This is a genomic window from Micromonospora sp. NBRC 101691 (genome assembly GCF_030269285.1).
Classification (GTDB): domain Bacteria; phylum Actinomycetota; class Actinomycetes; order Mycobacteriales; family Micromonosporaceae; genus Micromonospora; species Micromonospora echinospora.
The window spans coordinates 23,209-44,613 of the sequence record NZ_BSTB01000033.1; the positions used below are offsets into that span (position 1 = coordinate 23,209).

At 76.0% G+C, this 21,405-nt stretch carries 2 protein-coding genes; both read left to right on the top strand.

All coding sequences use genetic code 11. The features are described 5' to 3' along the window. Positions 1-42: 42 nt before the first annotated feature. Entirely contained in the window at positions 43-14,841 is a 14,799-nt protein-coding gene (locus tag QSK20_RS30800; protein WP_285792134.1) for a type I polyketide synthase, read from the top strand. Positions 14,842-14,885: 44 nt separating this feature from the next. Further along, the coding region (locus QSK20_RS30805) for a type I polyketide synthase (RefSeq protein WP_285792135.1) at positions 14,886-21,405 on the top strand (6,520 nt) is incomplete at its 3' end.

Below are 21,405 nucleotides of genomic sequence, written 5' to 3' on the forward strand. Positions count from 1 at the left end.
CCCGGATGCCCCGGACCTGCGACCACGATACGGAGTGGCTCGATGCCCACTGAGGAAGAGTTCCTCGACTACCTCCGGCGCGCCACGGCGGACCTGCGTGAGGCGCGGCGGCGCGTGCGCGAGGTGGAGGCGAAGGACCGCGAGCCGATGGCCATCGTCGGCATGGCCTGCCGCTACCCGGGCGGCGTCACCAACCCGGACGAGCTGTGGCAGCTGGTCGCCGACGGCCGGGACGGGGTGGGGGACTTCCCGACCGACCGGGGCTGGGACCTGGAACGACTCTTCTCCGTCGACCCGGACAACCCGGGCACCTCGTACACCGACAAGGGTGGCTTCCTCTACGAGGCCACCGCGTTCGACCCGGCCCTCTTCGGCATCTCGCCCCGTGAGGCCCTCGCCATGGATCCGCAGCAGCGGCTGCTGCTGGAGAGCGCCTGGGAGGCGTTCGAGTCCGCCGGCCTCGACCCGCACCGGCTGCGGGGCAGCCGCACCGGGGTCTTCGCCGGGGTGATGTACCACGACTACGCCTCCCGGGTGCTGGACCTGCCCGAGGGTGTGGAGGGGTATCTGGGCACCGGCAACTCCGGCAGCGTCGTGTCGGGCCGGGTCGCGTACACGTACGGCCTGGAAGGGCCGGCCGTCACCATCGACACGGCCTGCTCGTCGTCGCTGGTCGCCGTGCACCTCGCCGTGCAGGCGCTGCGCCAGCGCGACTGCGACCTCGCCCTCGCCGGTGGGGTCACCGTGCTGTCCACCCCCGGCGTCTTCGCCGAGTTCTCCCGGCAGCGCGGGCTCGCCGGCGACGGGCGGTGCAAGTCGTTCGCCGCCGCCGCCGACGGCACCGGCTGGGCCGAGGGCGTCGGCGTGCTGCTGCTCCAGCGGCTCTCCGACGCGCAACGCGAGGGCCGGCACATCCATGCGGTGATCCGGGGCAGCGCCGTCAACCAGGACGGCGCGAGCAGTGGTCTGACCACCCCGAACGGCCCCAGCCAGGAGCGGGTCATCCGGCAGGCGCTGGCCAACGCCCGGCTCTCCCCGGCGGACGTGGACGTGGTCGAGGCGCACGGCACCGGCACCACGCTCGGCGACCCGATCGAGGCGCAGGCGCTGCTCGCCACGTACGGGCAGGACCGCGCCGGTGGCGACCCGCTCTGGCTCGGCTCGGTGAAGTCCAACCTCGGCCACACCCAGGCCGCCGCCGGGGCCGCCGGCATCATCAAGATGGTCCTGGCGATGCGGCACGGCGTCCTGCCGCGCACCCTGCACGTCGACGAGCCGTCCCCGCACATCGACTGGTCGGCCGGCGCGGTCGAACTGCTCACCGAGGCCCGCCCCTGGCCGGCGGCCGGCCGGGAGCGACGGGCCGCCGTGTCGTCGTTCGGCATCAGCGGCACCAACGCCCACGTCATCGTCGAGCAGGCCCCCGCCGTCGAGGAGACCGAGCCGGCCGCGCCGACCGCCGCGCCGCCGCTGGTGCCGGTCCCGCTCTCCGCCCGCAGCGCCGAGTCCCTCGCCGCGCAGGCCCGCCGCTGGGCCGACCACCTGGCCACCGACGACTCCGTCCGGCCGGTCGACGTCGCCGCGTCCGCGCTGCGCCGGGCCGGGCTGGACCGGCGCGCCGTGGTCCTCGCCGCCGACCGGACCGACCTGATCGCCGGGCTGCGCGCCCTCGCCGCCGACGAGCCGGCCCCGGCCGTGGTCACCGGCACCGCCACCGGCCGTGGCCGGGTCGCGTTCCTCTTCTCCGGCCAGGGCGCACAGCGCGCCGGAATGGGCCGTGAGCTGTACGCCGCGTTCCCCGTCTTCGCGTCCGCGTTGGACGAGGTCTGCGCGCAGCTCGACCCGCACCTGCCCCGCCCGCTGCGCGAGGTGCTGTTCGCCCCGGAGGACTCGGCCGAGGCCGCCCTGCTGAACCAGACGGTCTTCACCCAGGCCGGGCTCTTCGCCGTCGAGGTGGCCCTGTTCCGGCTCGCCGGGTCGTTCGGGCTGGTCCCCGACTTCCTGGTCGGCCACTCGATCGGCGAACTGGCCGCCGCGCACGTCGCCGGGGTGCTCACCCTCGCCGACGCCGCCACGCTGGTCGTCGCCCGGGGCCGGCTCATGCAGGCCCTGCCGGCCGGCGGGGCGATGCTCGCCGTCGGCGCCGACGAGGCGGCCGTGACCGGGTCGCTGGCCGGCGTCGCCGGCCGGGTCGACATCGCCGCCGTCAACGGCCCGTCCGCCGTGGTCGTCTCCGGCGTCGCCGACGCTGTCGACGAGGTGGCCGCGTACTGGGCCGGGCGGGGCGTGCCCACCCACCGGCTCCGGGTCAGTCACGCCTTCCACAGCGCCCTCATGGACCCGATGCTCGCCGAGTTCGCGGCGGTCGCCCGGGGGCTGACGTTCCGGCCGCCCACCGTGCCGATCGTGTCGAACCTGACCGGCCGGGTCGCCGAGCCGGAGCAGCTGTGCAGCCCCGACTACTGGGTGCGCCACGTGCGGGAGGCCGTCCGATTCGCCGACGCCGTCGACCACCTGGCTGCGGCCGGCGTCGGCACGTACGTCGAGCTGGGGCCCAACGGGGTGCTCACCGGGATGGCGCAGAGCTGCCTCACCGATCCGACGGCGGTGCTGGTGCCGCTGGCCCGCAAGGACCGGCCCGAGCCCCGTGCCGTCCTGGAGGCCCTCGCCCAACTGCACGCCGCCGGTCTCGTCGTCGACTGGGACGTCCTGCTCACCGGTGCCCGCCGCATCGACCTGCCCACGTACGCGTTCGATCACGAGCGGTACTGGCTGGAGCCGGTGGGCCGGCTCGCCGACGTCTCCGGCGCCGGCCTGGGCGCGGCCGGGCACCCGCTGCTCGGCGCGGCGGTCTCCGTCGCCGGCGAGGACATGGTGCTGCTCACCGGCCGGCTGTCGCTGGCCACCCACCCGTGGCTGGCCGACCACTCGGTCTCCGGCGCGGTGGTGCTGCCCGGCACCGCGCTGATCGAGCTGGCGGTGCGGGCCGGCGACGAGATCGGCGTCTCCCGGGTCCGGGAACTGACCGTCGCCGCGCCGCTGCTCCTGCCCACCACCGGCGGCACCCGGGTGCAGGTGCGGGTCGGCCCGGCCGACGACGCCGGCGCCCGCGCGGTGACCGTGCACGCCCAGGCCGAGGACGACCCGGACGCCGGCTGGGTCCGGCACGCCGAGGGCGTGCTGGAGCCGGCCGCCACCGACGAGCCCGGCCTCGGGGCGTGGCCGCCCGTCGCCGCGACCGAGGTCGCGCTCGACGACTGGTACGACGCGCTGGCCGGGCGCGGACTGACCTACGGGCCGGCGTTCCAGGGGCTGCGCCGGCTGTGGACCGGCGACGGCGAGGTGTACGCCGAGGTCGCCCTGCCGGAGGACGTCGCGGAGGCCGCGGGCGGCTTCGCGGTGCACCCGGCGCTGCTGGACGCCGCCCTGCACCCCGTCGGGCTGCTGCTGGCCGGCGAGGCCGGCGGCCCCCGGGTGCCGTTCGCGTTCGAGGGCGTCCAGGTCCACGCGTCCGGCGCGTCGGCGCTGCGCGTCCGGCTGACCCGCGACGGGTCCGTGGTGCGACTGGTCGCCGCCGACGGCGCGGGTGCCCCCGTCGTGTCCGTGGACACCCTCGTCCTGCGCGAGATGACCGGAGTGACCGCCCCCGGCGTCGCGGCCCGGTCGATGTTCGAGGTCGCCTGGCAGGCCGAGGAGGTCACGCCCGTCGACGACCTGTCCGGCTGGGCGCTGCTCGCCGGCCCGTCCGGACCCCACCCCGCCGACCTGCCCGGGTATGCCGACGTGCCGGCCGTGCTGGCCACCGTGGCCGACACCGGGTCGCTGCCGGGTGTCCTGGTGCTGCCGGTGGCCGCCCCGTCCGGCGTGGACGTGCCGGAGTCGGTCCGGACGGCCGCCTCGGACGTGCTCGCGGCGGTGCAGGCGTGGCTGGCCGCCGACGCCCTCGCCGACTCGCGACTGGTGGTGCTGACCCGGGGCGCGGTGGTGGCCCGGGACACCGACCGGCTCGCCGACCTGGCCGGCGCGGCCGTGTGGGGCCTGCTCCGGTCGGCCCAGTCCGAGCATCCGGAACGGATCGTCCTGGCCGACCTCGACCGGGACGCCGACGCCGCCACCCTCGCCGTGCTGGCCGGCGTCGTCGACGACCTGCCGGCCACCGGCGGTCAGGTGGCGCTGCGCGCCGACGTGGTGCTGACTCCCCGCCTCGTCCGGGCCGCGCTCCCGCCGGCCGGCGCCGCGCCCACCGTCGGCGACGGCACGGTGCTGGTGACCGGCGGCACCGGGGCGCTGGGCGCCCTCGTCGCGGAGCACCTGGTCACCACGCACGGCGTCCGGTCGCTGCTGCTGGTCTCCCGGCAGGGCCCGGCCGCCCCCGGCGCGGACGCGCTCGCCGAGCGGCTGACCGGCCTCGGCGCCCGGGTCGAGGTGGTCGCCGCCGACGTCACCGACCGGGACCGGGTGGCCGCGCTGGTCGCGGCCGTCCCCGGCCGGCTGGCCGGCGTGGTGCACACCGCGGGCGTGCTCGACGACGGCGTGGTCTCGGCGGTCAGCCCGGAGCGGCTGACCGCCGTCCTGGCCCCCAAGGCCACCGCCGGCTGGTGGCTGCACGAGGCCACGCGCGGTCTGGACCTCGACCTGTTCGTGCTGTTCTCGTCCGTGGCCGGCGTGCTCGGCTCCCCGGGCCAGGCCGCCTACGCCGCCGCGAACACCTTCCTCGACGCCCTCGCCACGCACCGCCACCAGGCGGGCCTGCCGGCGGTCAGCCTGGCCTGGGGCATGTGGGACACACCCGGCATGGCCGCGTCGGTGTCCGAGGTCGACCGGGCCCGGTCGACGCGGGCCGGCCTGACCCCGATGAGCGCCGAGACGGGTCTGGAACTGCTCGACGCCGCGGTGGTCGCGGGCCGGGCCGCGCTCGTGCCCGCCGTCGTCGACGTACCGGCGATGCGGTCGCAGGTCGTCGCCGGGCGGGTGCCGTCGCTGCTGCGGACGCTGCTCGGCGCGGTCCCCGCCCGCCGCCAGGCCGGCCGGGGCAACTGGGCCGACCGGCTGGCCGGCCTGGACCCCCAGGAGGCCCGCGACCAGGTCGACGCCCTCGTCCGGGGCCTCGTCGCCCAGGTGCTGGGGCACGGCGGGGCGGAGGCGGTGCCGGTCGACCGGGCGTTCCGGGAGTTGGGCTTCGACTCGCTGACCGCCGTCGACCTGCGCAACCGGATCAACGCCGCGACCGGCCTGCGGCTGGCCTCGACGCTGGTCTTCGACTACCCGACCCCGCAGATCCTGGCCGCCCAGGTGTACGCCGAACTGGCCGGCGGGCGGGGCGCCGTGGCTCCCGCGAGCGAGGTGGCGACCGGCACCCGCCTCGACGAGCCGATCGCCATCGTCGGCCTGGCCTGCCGGTTCCCGGGCGGGGTGGACAACCCGGACCAGTTGTGGGAGTTGCTGGCCGCGGGCGGGGACGGGATCAGCGAGTTCCCGGCCGACCGGGGCTGGGACCTGGAGTCGTTGTTCGATCCGGACCCGAACAACAGCGGCACGTCGTACGCCCGGCACGGCGGGTTCCTGTTCGGGGCGGCGGAGTTCGACCCGGCGTTCTTCGGCATCAGCCCCCGCGAGGCGATGGCGATGGACCCGCAGCAGCGGCTGCTGCTGGAGACCTCGTGGGAGACGTTCGAGTCGGCCGGCCTGGACCCGGTGCGGCTGCGCGGTAGCCGCACGGGCGTGTTCGCCGGGGTGATGTACCACGACTACGCGAGCCGACTGATGGACCAGCCGGCCGAGGTCGAGGGCTACATCGGCACCGGAACCTCCGGCAGCGTCCTGTCCGGACGGGTCGCGTACACGTTCGGCCTCGAAGGCCCGGCCGTCACCGTCGACACCGCCTGCTCCTCGTCGCTGGTGGCCCTGCACCTCGCCGTGCAGGCGCTGCGCTCCGGGGAGTGCGACCTGGCGCTCGCCGGTGGGGTGACCGTGATGGCGACGCCGGGGACGTTCATCGAGTTCTCCCGGCAGCGCGGCCTGTCGGCCGACGGCCGGTGCAAGTCGTTCGCCGCGTCCGCCGACGGCACCGGCTGGGGCGAGGGCGTGGGCGTGCTGCTGGTGCAGCGGCTCTCCGACGCCCAGCGCGAGGGCCGGCGGATCCACGCCGTGGTCCGGGGGAGCGCGGTGAACTCCGACGGCGCGTCGAACGGGCTGACCGCGCCGAACGGGCCCTCGCAGCAGCGGGTCATCCGGCAGGCCCTGGCCAACGCCCGGCTGACCACCGCCGACGTGGACGCCGTCGAGGCGCACGGCACCGGCACCACCCTCGGCGACCCGATCGAGGCGCAGGCGCTGCTCGCCACCTACGGGCAGGACCGGCCGGCCGACCGGCCGCTGCTGCTCGGATCGGTCAAGTCGAACATCGGGCACACCCAGGCCGCGGCCGGCGTGGCCGGTGTGATCAAGATGGTGCTGGCGATGCGGTACGGCACGGTGCCGCCGACGTTGCACGTGGACGAGCCGTCCCCGCACGTCGACTGGACCGCCGGGGCCGTGACCCTGGCGACCGAGTCGACGCCGTGGCCGGCGGTGGACCGGCCGCGCCGGGCGGCCGTGTCGTCGTTCGGGATCTCCGGCACCAACGCGCACGTCGTGCTGGAGCAGGCCCCGGAGTCCACCGTCGTCGCCGAGTTCTCCCCGGGCGTCGCCGCCGACGCCGGGCTCGTCCCGCTCGTGCTGTCCGCCACCGCCCGGCCCGCGCTGCGGGAGCAGGCCGTCCGGTTGCGGTCGCACCTCGCCGCGCACCCCGAGATCGAACCGGCCGAGGTGGCGTACGCCCTCGCGACCACCCGGGCGGCGTTCCCGCACCGGGCCGTCGTGCTCGGCCAGGACCCGGCCGAGCTGATCCGGGGCCTGACCGCACTCGCCGACGGGGAAACCGTTCCCGCCGTGGTGACCGGCACGGCCCTGCGCAACAGCAACCCCGTCTTCGTCTTCTCCGGGCACGGCTCGCAGTGGCCCGGCATGGCCGCCGACCTGCTGGACACCTCCCCGGTGTTCGCCGCGTCCATCGCCGAGTGCGAGGCCGTCCTCGCGCCCTGGGTCGACTGGTCGCTGACCGACGTGCTGCGCGGTGCCGACGGCACCCCGCCGCTGGTCGCCTCCGGCGTCGTGCAGCCCACCCTGTGGGCGGTGATGGTCTCCCTGGCCCGGCTGTGGCGCTCGCTCGGCGTCCGGCCGGCCGCGGTGGTCGGACACTCCCAGGGGGAGATCGCCGCCGCCTGCGTGGCCGGCGCTCTCTCCCTGGAGGACGGCGCCCGGATCGTGGCCCTGCGCAGCCAGGTGCTGGCCGACATCGCCGGCCAGGGCGGGATGCTGTCGGTCGCCCTGGCCGCCGACCGGGTCCGTGACCTGCTGACGCGGTGGGACGGCCGACTCTGGGTGGCGGTCGTCAACGGTCCCGGGTCGGTCGTGGTCGCGGGCGCCCCGGACGCCCTCGCCGAGCTGGCCGCCGCCTGCGCGGCCGACGACGTGCGCACCCGCCTGCTCGACGTCGACTACGCCTCCCACTGTCCGCACGTCGAGGCCGTCCGGGACCGGCTCCTGGCCAGCCTCGACGGGATCACCGCCCGCCCCGCCGAGCTGGCGTTCTACTCCGCGCTCACCGGCCGACCGACCGACACCACCACCCTCGACGCCGGCTACTGGTACCGCAACCTGCGCGAGACGGTGAACTTCGAGCAGGCGGTGCGCAACCTGCTCGCCGACGGCCACCAGGTCTTCCTGGAGGTCGGCCCGCACCCGGTGCTCAGCTTCGGCATGCAGGAGACCATCGACTCCGGCGAGCCCGAGGCCGCCGTGGTGAACACCCTGCGCCGGGGCGCGGGCGGCTGGCCCCGCATGCTCACCGCCCTGGCCGAGCTGCACGTCCACGGCGTCGACGCGGACTGGACCGCCGTCTGCGGCGTCGGCACCGGCCCGGCCGTGCCGCTGCCCACGTACGCCTTCCACCGCCAGCGGTACTGGCCCGAGGCGCCGGTGCGGACCGGACCGGCCACCACCGCCGAGGACCCCGCCGACCGCCAGTTCTGGGACGCCGTCGAGCGCGCCGACGCCGACGCGTTGGCCGCCGCCATGCGGGTCGACGAGTCCGGGGCGCGGGCGCTCGGCGAGGCGTTGCCGGTGCTGTCCGAGTGGCGGCAGCGCCGCCGCGACGAGTCCACCGTGGACGCCTGGCGGTACCGGGTGCGCTGGAAGCCGCTGCCCGCCGCGTCCTCCGCCCGGCTGGGCGGGACCTGGCTGCTCGTCGCGTCCGCCGCGCACGTGGGGGACGCCCTGGTCGGGCAGACCATCCAGGCCCTCGGCGAGGCCGGCGCGGACGTCGTGCCGGTGACCGTCGCCGACCCGGACCGCGTGACGCTCGCCGGGCAGCTCGCCGACCTCGACGCCGGTGCCGTCGCCGGCGTGTTCTCCCTGCTCGCCCTCGACGAGGCCGACCACCCGGAGCGCCCGGTCGTGCCCGTCGGCCTCGCCGGCACTCTCGCCCTCGTGCAGGCCCTCGGTGACGCCGGGATCACCGCACCGCTGTGGTGCGCCACCCGGGGCGCGGTCTCCACCGGTCGCGCCGACCCGCTCGACCACCCCCGGCAGGCCCTGGTCTGGGGGATCGGCCGGGTCGCCGCCCTGGAGCACGCCGACCGCTGGGGCGGCCTCGTCGACCTGCCGGCCGTCCTGGACCGGCGGGCCCGGGGCCGGCTCGCCGCCGCCCTCGCCGGCGTCGGGCACGAGGACCAGCTCGCCGTACGCGCCTCCGGCCTGTTCACCCGTCGGCTCGTCCGTGCCGGCGTCGAGGCCCGGCCGGAGGCTGTCGGGTGGCGTCCCGCCGGCACCGTCCTGGTCACCGGTGGCCTCGGCTCGATCGGCGCGCACGTGGCCCGGTGGCTGGCCCGCGACGGCGCGTCCCACCTGGTGCTGACCGGTCGGCAGGGGCCGGCGGCGCCCGGCGCGGCCGAGTTGGAGTCGGAGCTGACCGCCCTCGGCGTGACCGTGACGGTGGCGGCCTGCGACGTCACCGACCCCGATTCGTTGCACGCCCTGGTCGACCGGCTCGCCGGGCAGGACGTCCGGATCGACGCGGTCTTCCACGCCGCCGGTGTCGCCCAGGCCGGCCCGCTCGCCGGGACCGACGTGGCGGAGCTCGCCGACGGCCTGCACGCCAAGGTGGCCGGCGCCGTCAACCTCGACGCGGCGTTCGGCGACGACGTGGCCGCCTTCGTTCTCTTCTCCTCCGGCGCGGGCGTCTGGGGCGGCGGCTTCCAGGGCGGCTACGCCGCCGGCAACGCCTTCCTCGACGCCCTCGCCGAGGACCGCCGCCGCCGGGGTCTTCCCGCCACCGCCGTGGCCTGGGGGGCCTGGGACGGCGGCGGGATGATGGCGGCCGAGGGCGCCGACCAGATGTTCCGCGCAGGCGTCCGGCCGATGCGCCCCGACCTGGCCGTCGCCGTCCTCGCCCAGGCCCTCGCGTCCGACGAGGTCACCCTCGCCGTCGCCGACATCGCCTGGGACCGGTTCCACCAGACCTACGCGCTGACCCGCCCCCGACCGCTCATCGAGGACATTCCCGAGGTGGCCCGTAACCTGGCCGCCCGGACCCGCGACGACGAGGAACCGGCCGACGCGTCCCCGCTGCGCGGCCGGCTCGCCGGTCTCGCCGAACCGGAACGCCGCCGTACCCTGCTGGACCTGGTCCGGGTGCACGCCGCGGCGGTGCTCGGCCACGCCTCCGCCGACGCGGTCGGCGCGGACCGGCCCTTCCGGGAGATCGGCTTCGACTCGCTCAGCGCGGTGGAGATGCGCAACCGGCTCGGCGAGGCCGTCGGGCTGAAACTGCCCGCCACCCTGGTCTTCGACCAGCCCACCCCGGCGCTGCTCGCCGGCTGGCTCGCCGACCGGATCCTCGGCGTCACCGCGCCTGTCGACGCGCCCACCCGGGCCGTCGGCGCCCTCGACGAGCCGATCGCCATCGTCGCGATGAGCTGCCGCTACCCGGGCGGGGTGGAGAGCCCCGAGGACCTGTGGCGGCTGGTCGCCGACGGGCGGGACGCCATCGCCGCGTTCCCCGCCGACCGGGGCTGGGACCTCGACGCCATCTACGACCCCGACCCCGACACCCCCGGCACCTCGTACGTGCGCGAGGGCGGGTTCATCGGCGACGTCGGCGGGTTCGACGCCGGCCTGTTCGGCATCTCCCCGCGCGAGGCGCTGGTGATGGACCCGCAGCAGCGGCTGCTGCTGGAGACCGGCTGGGAACTGTTCGAACGGGCCGGCATCGCCCCCGCCGACATGCGGGACAGCAACACCGGCGTCTTCGTCGGCACCAACGGCCAGGACTACGCGACCCTGCTGATGGCCGCCCGGACCGAGACCGAGGGCTACCAGGCCACCGGGAACGTCGCCGCGGTCCTCTCCGGACGGCTCTCCTACACCTTCGGTCTCCAGGGACCGGCGGTCAGCGTCGACACCGCCTGCTCGTCGTCGCTGGTCGCCCTGCACCTGGCCGTGCAGGCGCTGCGCGCCGGGGAGTGCGAGGCCGCGGTGGCCGGCGGCGTGACCGTGATGGCGACCCCCGGGCCGTTCCTGGAGTTCGCCCGGCAGCGGGGCCTCGCCTCCGACGGGCGGTGCAAGTCCTTCGCCGGGGCCGCCGACGGCACCGGCTGGGGCGAGGGCGTCGGACTGGTGCTGCTCCAGCGTCTCTCCGACGCCCGCCGGGACGGCCGGAGGATCCTCGCCGTGGTGCGTGGCTCCGCCACCAACCAGGACGGCGCGTCGAACGGGCTCACCGCCCCGAACGGCCCCGCCCAGCAGCGCGTCATCCGGCAGGCCCTGGCCAACGCCCGGCTCGACCCCGCCGACGTGGACGTCGTCGACGGCCACGGCACCGGCACCCGGCTCGGTGACCCGATCGAGGCGCAGGCGTTGCTCGCCACGTACGGGCAGGACCGGCCCGCCGACCGGCCGCTGCTGCTCGGGTCGGTCAAGTCGAACCTCGGCCACACCCAGGCCGCCGCCGGTGTCTCCGGCGTCATCAAGATGGTGATGGCGCTCCAGCACGACGTGCTCCCGCCCACCCTGCACGTCGACGAGCCGACCCCGCACGTGGACTGGTCCGAGGGGGCCGTCGCGCTGCTCGCCGCGCCCACCCCGTGGCCCGACGCGGGCCGCCCACGCCGAGCCGCCGTGTCGGCCTTCGGGGTCAGCGGCACCAACGCCCACGTCATCCTCGAACAGGCCCCGGAGCCGGACGATGCGGCGGAGCCCGCCGTCGACACCACCCCGGCGGACCCCGGTGCCGCCGCGCTGCCGCTGCTGCCCTGGCCGGTCTCCGGCAACGACGAGGACGGACTGCGCGCCCAGGCCGCCCGGCTGGCCGACTGGGCCACCACCGGGACGGCCACCGACGACGCCGTGGCCCGTGCGCTGACCACCGGCCGGTCGCACCTGCGGCACCGCGCGGTGCTGCTCGCCGACGACCGGGACACGTACCTGGCCGGGTTGCGGGCGCTCGCCGCCGGGCAGGGCCACCCGGCCCTCACCCGGGACGTCGCCGAGCCCGGCGGCACCCTCGCCGTGCTCTTCTCCGGCCAGGGCGCCCAGCACGCCGGGATGGGACGCGTGCTGTACCGGACGTTCCCGGTCTTCGCCACTGCCCTCGACGAGGCCTGTCAGCACCTCGACGCCCACCTGCCCCGACCGCTCCGGGAGGTGCTCTTCGCCCCCGAGGGCAGCGCCGAGGCCGCCCTGCTCGACCAGACGGTCTTCACCCAGGCCGCGCTCTTCGCCGTCGAGGTCGCCCTGTACCGGCTGGTGGAGAGCTGGGGGATCACCCCTGACCTGGTGGCCGGGCACTCCGTCGGCGAGATCGCCGCCGCCCACGTCGCCGGGGTGCTCACCCTCCCCGACGCCTGCACCCTGGTCGGCAACCGGGGACGGCTCATGCAGGACCTCCCGGCCGGCGGTGGGATGCTCGCCGTCGCCACCGGCGAGGCCGAGGTACGTGAACTGCTCACCCCGTACGCCGACCGGCTGGCCGTCGCCGCCGTCAACGGCCCGGCCGCCGTGGTGGTCTCCGGCGACGTCGACGCGCTCACCGAGCTGGCCGGGCAGGTCACCGCCCTCGGCGTACGGGTCAAGCGGCTCGCCGTCAGCCACGCGTTCCACAGCCCGCTGATGGAGCCGATGCTGGCCGGGTTCGCCGCCGTCGCGGCCACCGTCGAGTACGCCGCCCCGACCGTCCCGCTGGTCTCCAACCTGACCGGCCGGGTCGCCGACCCCGACGAGATCCGCACCCCCGACTACTGGGTGCGGCACGTCCGGGACGCCGTCCGCTTCGCCGACACCGTCACCCACCTGCACTCGCTCGGGGTGGGCACGCTGCTGGAGGTCGGCCCGGACACGGTGCTCACCGCGCTGGCCGCCGACGCCCTGCCCGACGACACCCGCACCCTGGTCACCGGCGTGCAGCGGCACGGCCGGGACGAGGTGGCGACCCTGCTCGGCGCGCTGGCCCGGCTGCACTGTCACGGCGTACCGGTCGACTGGGCGGCGCTGCTGCCCACCGCCGACCCGGTCACCCTGCCCACGTACGCCTTCCGGCACCAGCGGTTCTGGCCGGTCGGTGACGGCACCGTGGTCGGCGCCACCGCGCCGGCGTCGACCGCCGGCACCGTCGACGAGGCGTTCTGGGCGGCGGTGACCGCCGAGGACGGCGACGGGCTGGCCGCCCGGTTCGGCGTCGACCCGGACCAGCCGCTCCGCGCCCAGCTCCCCACCCTCGCCCACTGGCACCGGCAGCGGCAGACCGACGCGCTGGTCGACGGTTGGCGCTACCGGATCACCTGGCCGCAGCGGCAACCCGCCGCCGGCCCGGTCACCGGCGACTGGCTCCTGGTCGTCCCGGAGGGGGCGGCCACCGGAACCGGCGACCGGATCGCCGCGCTGCTGGGCGGGCACGGCGGCACGGTCCGCACGGTGGCCGTCGACCCGGCCACGGTCACCCGCAGCAGCCTCGCCGGGATGCTCACCCCGGGCACCGGCACCCCGTCCCGGGTGGTCTCGCTGCTCGCCCTCGACGAGCGACCGCACCCCGACCACCCGGCGGTCCCCGCCGGACTGACCGGCAACCTCGCCCTCGTCCAGGCGGTCACCGACGCCGCCCCGACCGGCCCTCTCTGGCTGCTCACCCGGCAGGCCGTCAGCACCGGACCGGGCGACCCGATCGCCCACCCCGCCCAGGCCACCACCTGGGGTCTCGGCCTGGTCACCGCCCTGGAACACCCCGCCCACTGGGGTGGCCTGCTCGACCTGCCGGCCGAGCTGGACCCGACCGTCGAGGGACACCTGCTACGGGCGTTGACCAACACCGACGCCGAGGACCAGATCGCCGTCCGCCCCCTCGGGACGCACCTGCGGCGGCTCGTCCGGGCCGCCCGGGTCGACCTGCCCGACACCCCCGCCTGGCAGCCGCCCGGCACGGTGCTCATCAGCGGCGGCACCGGGGCCATCGGCCGGTACGCCGCCGCCTGGTTCGCCCGGCACGGCACCCGCCGGGTGATCCTGGTCAGCCGGCGCGGCGGCGACGCACCCGGCGTCGCCGACACCCTGGCCGAGCTGACCGACCTCGGCGCGCAGGGTCGCGTCGTCGCCTGCGACCTGGCAGACCGGGACGCCGTCGCCGCCCTCGTCGCCGGCCTGCGGCGCGACGGCGAGACGGTCGACGCCGTCGTGCACGCCGCCGGGGTGGGCCGGCTCAACCCGGTCAGCGTGGTCGACACCGACGAACTCGCCGACGTGGTGGCCGGCAAGACCGCCGGCGCCCGGCACCTCGACGAGTTCCTCGACCCCGACGACCTGGAACTGGTCGTCTACTTCTCCTCCATCGCCGCCGCGTGGGGCGTCGGCGACCACGGCGCGTACGCCGCCGGCAACGCGTTCCTCGACGCGTGGGCGCAGTCCCGGCCCGCCGGGCGGGCCCGGGTGGTCTCGGTCAACTGGGGACCGTGGTCCGGCGGCGGCATGGTCAGCGACCAGCACGCGGTGGCGATGAGCCGACGCGGTGTGTCCCTGCTGGACCGGGAGCCGGCGATGGCCGCCCTGCGCGCGGCGATCGAGGGCGACGGCACGGTGCTCACCGTCGCCGACGTCGACTGGTCCCGCTTCGCCCCGGTCTTCGCCTCCGCCCGGCCCCGTCCGCTGATCAGCGACCTGCCGGAGGTGGCGGCGCTGCGCACCGGACCGGACCCGGCCGGCGACGGCGACGAGGTGCTCACCGGCCTGCGCAAGCGGCTCGCCGACCTCACCACCGCCGAGCAGAACCGGCTGCTGGTCGACCTGATCCGCACCGCCGCCGCCGAGGTGATCGGCCATGACAGCCCGTACGCCCTGGAGGCCGACCGGCCCTTCCGTGACCTCGGCTTCGACTCGCTGACCGCCGTGGAGCTGCGCGGCCGGCTGGCGAAGGCCACCGGGCTCAGTCCGGCCAGCTCCGTGGTGTTCGACTACCCGACCCCGCAGGCCCTCGCCGAGCACCTGCGCGCCGAGCTGGTCAGCGAGGCGTCCGTGGAGGCGCTGCCCACCGTCGAGGAACTCGACCGGCTGGAGGAGGCGCTCGCCGGCCGCGAGGCCGACGACATCGGCCGGGTCCGGATCACCATGCGGCTGCACCGGCTGCTGGAGCGCCTCGGTACCGCCGAGCGGGGTGACGGCGAGCGGACCGACGGGGCCGCCGACGTGGCCGACCGGCTGCGGACCGCCAGCAACCAGGAGCTTTTCGATCTTTTGGACAGGGACCTCGGGCTCTCCTGAGGCACGCGTCACGTACCGCTGCAGAACGAGGAAGTGAGACAACCATGGCGAACGTGCCGGTGGAGAACGAGGGTCCCCGCCCGACCGTGTCGGACGAGGAGCGGCTCCGCGAGTACCTGACACGGGTCGTCGCCGAGCTGCACCAGACCCGCCAGCGGCTGCGTGAGGTCACCGCCGAGGAGTCCGAGCCGGTGGCCATCGTCGCCATGAGCTGCCGTTACCCCGGCGGCATCAACTCGCCCGAGGAGCTGTGGCAGTTCGTCGCGGACGGCGGCGACGCCATCGGCGGATTCCCCACCGACCGGGGCTGGGACCTCGACCGGCTGCACCACCCCGACCCCGACAACCCCGGCACCTCGTACGCCGCGTCGGGCGGCTTCCTCGACGCCGCCGGGCAGCTCGACGCCGCCCTGTTCGGCATCTCGCCCCGCGAGGCGGTCGCCATGGACCCGCAGCAGCGGCTGCTGCTGGAGGTCAGCTGGGAACTGTTCGAGCGCGCCGGTATCGCCCCCCTGTCGTTGCGCGGCAGCCGCACCGGCGTCTTCGTGGGCACCTCCGGCCAGGACTACGCCGCCGTCATGCACCGCGCCCCCGGCGTCGAGGGGTACGTCCTCACCGGCACCGCCGCCAGTGTCGTCTCCGGCCGGATCGCGTACACGTTCGGGCTCGAAGGCCCCACGGTCACCGTGGACACCGCCTGCTCGTCGTCGTCCGTCGCCGTCCACCTCGCCTGCCAGGCGCTGCGCGAACGCGAGTGCGGCCTGGCCCTGGCCGGCGGGGCCACGGTCATGGCCACCCCGAGCGCCTTCGTCGAGTTCTCCCGGCAGCGCGGCCTCGCCGCCGACGGGCGGTGCAAGTCCTTCGCCGCGTCCGCCGACGGCACCGGCTGGGCCGAGGGCGTCGGCGTCCTGCTGCTCGAACGGCTCAGCGACGCCCGCCGCAACGGGCACCCGGTGCTCGGCGTCATCCGTAGCTCCGCCGTCAACCAGGACGGCGCGTCGAACGGGCTCACCGCCCCGAACGGTCCCGCCCAGCAGCGGGTCATCCGGCAGGCCCTGGCCGGCGCGAAGCTCACCCCCGACCTGGTGGACGTGGTCGAGGCGCACGGCACCGGCACCACGCTCGGCGACCCGATCGAGGCGCAGGCGCTGCTCGCCACGTACGGGCAGGACCGGGGCGACGCCGCCCCGCTGCTGCTCGGCTCGATCAAGTCGAACATCGGGCACACCCAGTCCGCCGCCGGCATCGCCGGGATCATCAAGATGGTCCACGCCATGCGGCACGGCCTCGTCCCCGCCACCCTGCACGTCGACGAGCCGACCCCGCACGTCGACTGGACGGCCGGCGCGGTCGACCTGGTCACCGAACCGACCCCGTGGCCGGCCGTCGACCGGCCGCGCCGGGCCGCCGTCTCCTCGTTCGGCATGAGCGGCACCAACACGCACATCATCCTCGAACAGCCCGAGGACGTCCCCGCCGAGGCCACCCGACCGGAGCTGGCCGCGCCCGCGCCCGTCCTGCTCACCGGCCGCACCCGTACCGCGCTGCGGCAGCAGGCCGAGCGCTGGGCCGGGTACGTCGCCGCCGACGCCGACCCGGTCGACGTCGCCTGGACCTCGGTGGTCTCCCGCTCGCCCCTCGAACACCGCGCCGTGGTGTTCGCCGCCGGCCGGGACGAGCTGACCGCCGCGCTGGGCGGGATCGCCGACGACCGTCCGGTGGCGGAGGCGGTCACCGGGGTCGCCGGTGCGACCGGTGAGGTCGCCTTCGTCTTCCCGGGGCAGGGGTCGCAGTGGGTGGGCATGGCCGCCGAGCTGCTGGACACCGCTCCGGTGTTCGCCGAGAAGCTGACCGCGTGTGCGGAGGCGTTGCGTCCGCACGTGGACTGGTCGCTGCTCGACGTCGTCCGGGGCGTGCCGGGCGCGGCGTCGCTGGAGCGGGTCGACGTGGTGCAGCCGGCGCTGTTCGCGGTCGGGGTGTCGCTCGCGGCGCTGTGGCAGTCGTACGGGGTCCACCCCTCGGCGGTCGTGGGTCACTCGCAGGGGGAGATCGCCGCCGCGCACGTCGCGGGGGCGTTGAGCCTGGACGACGCGGCGGCGGTGGTGGCGTTGCGCAGTCGGGTCATCGCGGAGATGGCCGGTGCCGGTGGCATGGTGTCGGTCGCCACGACGGCCGACGAGGCGACCGCGACGGTCACCCGCTGGGACGGTCTCGCCCTCGCCGCCGTCAACGGGCCGACCTCGGTCGTCGTCTCCGGTGACGTGGCCGCCCTCGACGAGCTGGTCGCGGAGTACGAGTCCCGGGGTGTTCGGGTCCGCCGGGTGCCGGTGGACTACGCGTCGCACTCGGCGCACGTCGAACCGCTGCGGGAGCGGCTGCTGGAGCTGTTGGCCGGGTTGTCGCCGCGCAGTGGTGGGGTGCGGTTCTGGTCGACGGTGGTGGGGGAGTGGTTGGACACCGCTGCCCTGGATGCCGGGTACTGGTACCGGAACCTGCGGCAGACGGTGCGGTTCGACGAGGCGGTGCGGAGTCTGGTCGCGGCCGGCTACTCGACGTTCGTGGAGGTCAGCGCGCATCCGGTGCTGACCATGGCGATGCAGGAGACCGTCGAGGCCGCCGACGCCGCCGTCACGGTCACCGGGAGCCTGCGCCGGGACGAGGGCGGCCTCGGCCGCTTCCACCGTGCCCTCGCCGAGGTGTACGTGGCCGGGACACCGGTCGACTGGCGGCCCGCCTTCGCCGGTGGCTCCGGTCGCCTCCTCGGCCTGCCCACCTACCCGTTCCAGCGACAGCACTACTGGGTGCCGGCCGGGGAACCCGCCGCTCCCGTCACCGGCGCCGACCTGCTCGACCACCGCTTCTGGGACGCCGTCGAACGCGCCGACCTGGACGCCCTGCGCGGCACCCTCGCCGTCGACGACGCCGAGGCGGTCGACTCGCTGCGCACCCTGCTGCCCGTTCTCGCCGGCTGGCGACGCCAGCAGCAGGAACACTCCCTGCTCGACGGCTGGCGGTACCGGGCCGACTGGCAGGTGACCCCCGAACCGACCGCCGGCCGGCTCGACGGCACCTGGCTGCTGGCGTTGCCCGCCGGCCTCGACGACGACCCGGCGGTGCACGACGTCCGGTCCGCGCTGACCCGGGCCGGAGCCGACCTCCGGCCGCTGACCGTCGGAGCCGACGCCGACCGGGCCGGGCTCGCCGCGTCCCTGGCCGGCGTCGACCTGGCCGGAGTGGTCTCCCTGCTCGCCTGGGAACCGCCGGCCGGCGGGAATGCCGTCCTGCCCGGCCTGGTCACCACCCTCACCCTGGCGCAGGCGCTCGGCGACGCCGGCGTCGACGCGCCGCTGTGGCTGGTCACCCGGGGCGCGGTGGCCGTCGCCTCGTACGACCGGCTGGCCGACCCAGGGCAGGCCGCGATCTGGGGCCTCGGCCGGGTCGTCGGCGTGGAGGCTCCGCACCGCTGGGGCGGCCTGGTCGACCTGCCGTCCCGCCTCGACAGCCGGGCCGCCAACCGGCTCGCCGCCGTCCTCGCCGGGGCGGACGGCGAGGATCAGGTCGCCGTACGTGCCTCCGGGGTCTTCGTCCGCCGCCTGGTCCGCGCCGGCCTCGGCGGCCGTCCCCCGGTCCGGCGCTTCACGCCCACCGGCACCGCGCTGATCACCGGCGGTACCGGTGGTCTCGGTGCCCGGGCCGCCCGCTGGCTCGCCTCGGCCGGCGTCGAGCACCTCGTGCTGGTCAGCCGGCGCGGCCCCGACGCCCCCGGTGCCGCCGAGCTGGCCGCCGAGCTGCGCGACCTCGGCGCCCGGGTCACCGTGGCCGCCTGCGACGTCGCCGACCGCACCGCCGTCGCCGCCCTGCTCGACCGCGTCCGGGCCGACGGCCCTCCGGTACGCGTCGTCCTGCACACCGCCGGCGTCGCACAGACCACCCCGCTCATGGCGGTCACCCCCACCGAGCTGGCCGAGGTGGCGGCCGGCAAGGCCACCGGCGCCGCGCACCTGCACGACCTCCTCGCCGACGAGGACCTCGACGCGTTCGTGGTCTACTCGTCCATCGCCGCCACCTGGGGCAGCGCTGGTCAGGCCGGATACGCCGCCGGCAACGCCTACCTGGACGCGCTCGTGCAGCAGCGGCGCGCCGACGGACGGGCCGGCACCGCCGTCGCCTGGGGATCGTGGGGCGAGGGCGGCATGCACACCGCCGACTCCGACCGGAAGCTGCGCGACCGGGGCGTGCCCCCGATGGACCCGACCATCGCGATGAGCGCCCTCCACCAGGCCCTCGACCACGACGACGTCACCCTCACCGTGGTCGACGTCGACTGGTCCCGGTTCGCCCCCACGTACGCCTCCGCCCGGCGTCGGCCGCTGCTGGAGGGCGTACCGGAGGCGAAGGCGGCCCTCGACGGCGGCGTGCCGGCCGACGCGGGGGAGGACGACGGCGTCGCGGCGACGCTGCGTCGCCGACTGGCCGAGCTGACCCCGGACCGGCGGGAGGAGACCCTCACCGACCTGGTCCGGGAACTCGCCGCCGACGTGCTCGGCCACGACGACGCCGCCGCGATCCCGGCCGGCACCGCGTTCCGGGACCTCGGCTTCGACTCGCTGACCGCCGTCGAGCTGCGCAACCGGCTCGTCGCCGCGACCGGGCAGCCGCTGCCGGTGACCCTGGTCTTCGACCACCCCAACGCGGTGACGCTGGCCCGTTTCCTGCTCGCCGGACTGCTCGGCGACACGGGGGCCGCCACCGGGACCGTCGCCCCGTCCGTGCCGGTCGACGACGACCCGGTGGCGATCGTGGCGATGTCCTGCCGCCTCCCGGGCGGCGTCACCGATCCGGAGCAGCTGTGGCGACTCGTCGCCGACGGTGTGGACACCGTCGGCGAGTTCCCCACCGACCGGGGCTGGGACCTCGACCGCCTCGTCGACCCGGACCCGGAGAAGCCCGGCACCACGTACACCGACAAGGGCGCCTTCGTGTACGACGCGGGCGACTTCGACTCCGCCTTCTTCGGCATCAGCCCGCGTGAGGCGCTGGCCATGGACCCGCAGCAGCGGCTGGTGCTGGAGTCGTCGTGGGAGGTGCTGGAGCGGGCAGGGGTCGTTCCGGGGTCGTTGCGGGGTTCACGAACAGGGGTGTTCGTGGGCACGAACGGTCAGGACTATAGGTCCCTGTTGGTGGTGGCCGGCGACCAGGTGGAGGGGTTCGGCGGCACCGGGAACGCGGCGAGCGTGGTGTCGGGTCGGGTGGCGTACGCGTTGGGGTTGGAGGGACCTGCGGTGTCGGTGGACACGGCGTGTTCGTCGTCCCTCGTCGCGCTGCACCTGGCCGTGCAGGCGCTGCGTCAGGGAGAGTGCGACCTCGCCCTGACCGGTGGCGCGACGGTGATGGCGACGCCGGGCCTCTTCGTGGAGTTCTCCCGCCAGCGCGGCATGGCCGCCGACGGGCGGGTGAAGGCGTTCGCGGCGGCGGCCGACGGCACCGGCTGGGGCGAGGGCGTGGGCATGCTGCTCCTCGAACGGCTCTCCGACGCGCGGCGCAACGGACACCCGGTGCTGGCGGTGGTGCGCGGCTCGGCGGTGAACCAGGACGGCGCGTCCAACGGGTTGACCGCGCCGAACGGTCCGTCGCAGCAGCGGGTGATCCAGCAGGCGCTGGCGTCGGCGGGGTTGACCCCGCGTGACGTGGACGTGGTGGAGGCGCACGGCACCGGCACCACGTTGGGTGACCCGATCGAGGCGCAGGCGCTGCTGGCCACGTACGGGCAGGACCGGGACGTGCCGCTGCTGCTCGGGTCGATCAAGACCAACATCGGTCACACGCAGGCGGCCGCGGGTGTCGCGGGTGTGATCAAGATGGTGCAGGCGATGCGGCGCGGGGTCGTGCCGGCGACGCTGCACGTGGACGCTCCGTCGCCGCACATCGACTGGTCGGCCGGCGCGGTGGAGCTGGTGACCGAGAACCGTCCGTGGCCTGAGGTGGACCGGCCGCGCCGGGCGGCGGTGTCGTCGTTCGGCGTGTCCGGCACCAACGCGCACACCATCATCGAGCAGGCGACCGACGAGATCGCGCCGCCGGTGGACACCGCGCCGGGTCTGGTGGACGCGGACGTGACGGTGTGGCCGGTGTCGGCGCGGTCGCGGACCGCCCTGACCCGCCAGGCGGCCCGGCTGGCCCGGCACCTGCGCGACCGGGACGGGCTCGACCCGGCGGCGGTCGGCTGGTCGCTGGCCACCACCCGGTCGACCTTCGCGCACCGGGCCGCCGTGGTCGGGGCGGGCGTCGAGGAGTTGCTGTCCGGGCTGGACGCGGTGGCGACCGGCACGTCGGCGAAGAACGTGGTGACCGAACCGGCCGGCGAGACTGGTGCCGGGGTGGTGTTCGTGTTCCCGGGTCAGGGTGGTCAGTCGGCGCGGATGGCGGCGGGTCTGGTTGGTCGTTGTCCGGTGTTCGATGCGCGTCTCGCGGAGTGTCAGCGGGCGTTCGCGCCGTTCCTGGATGTGGATGTCGTGTCGGTGTTGACCGGTGAGGACGAGTCGTGGTTGGACCGGGTGGAGGTGT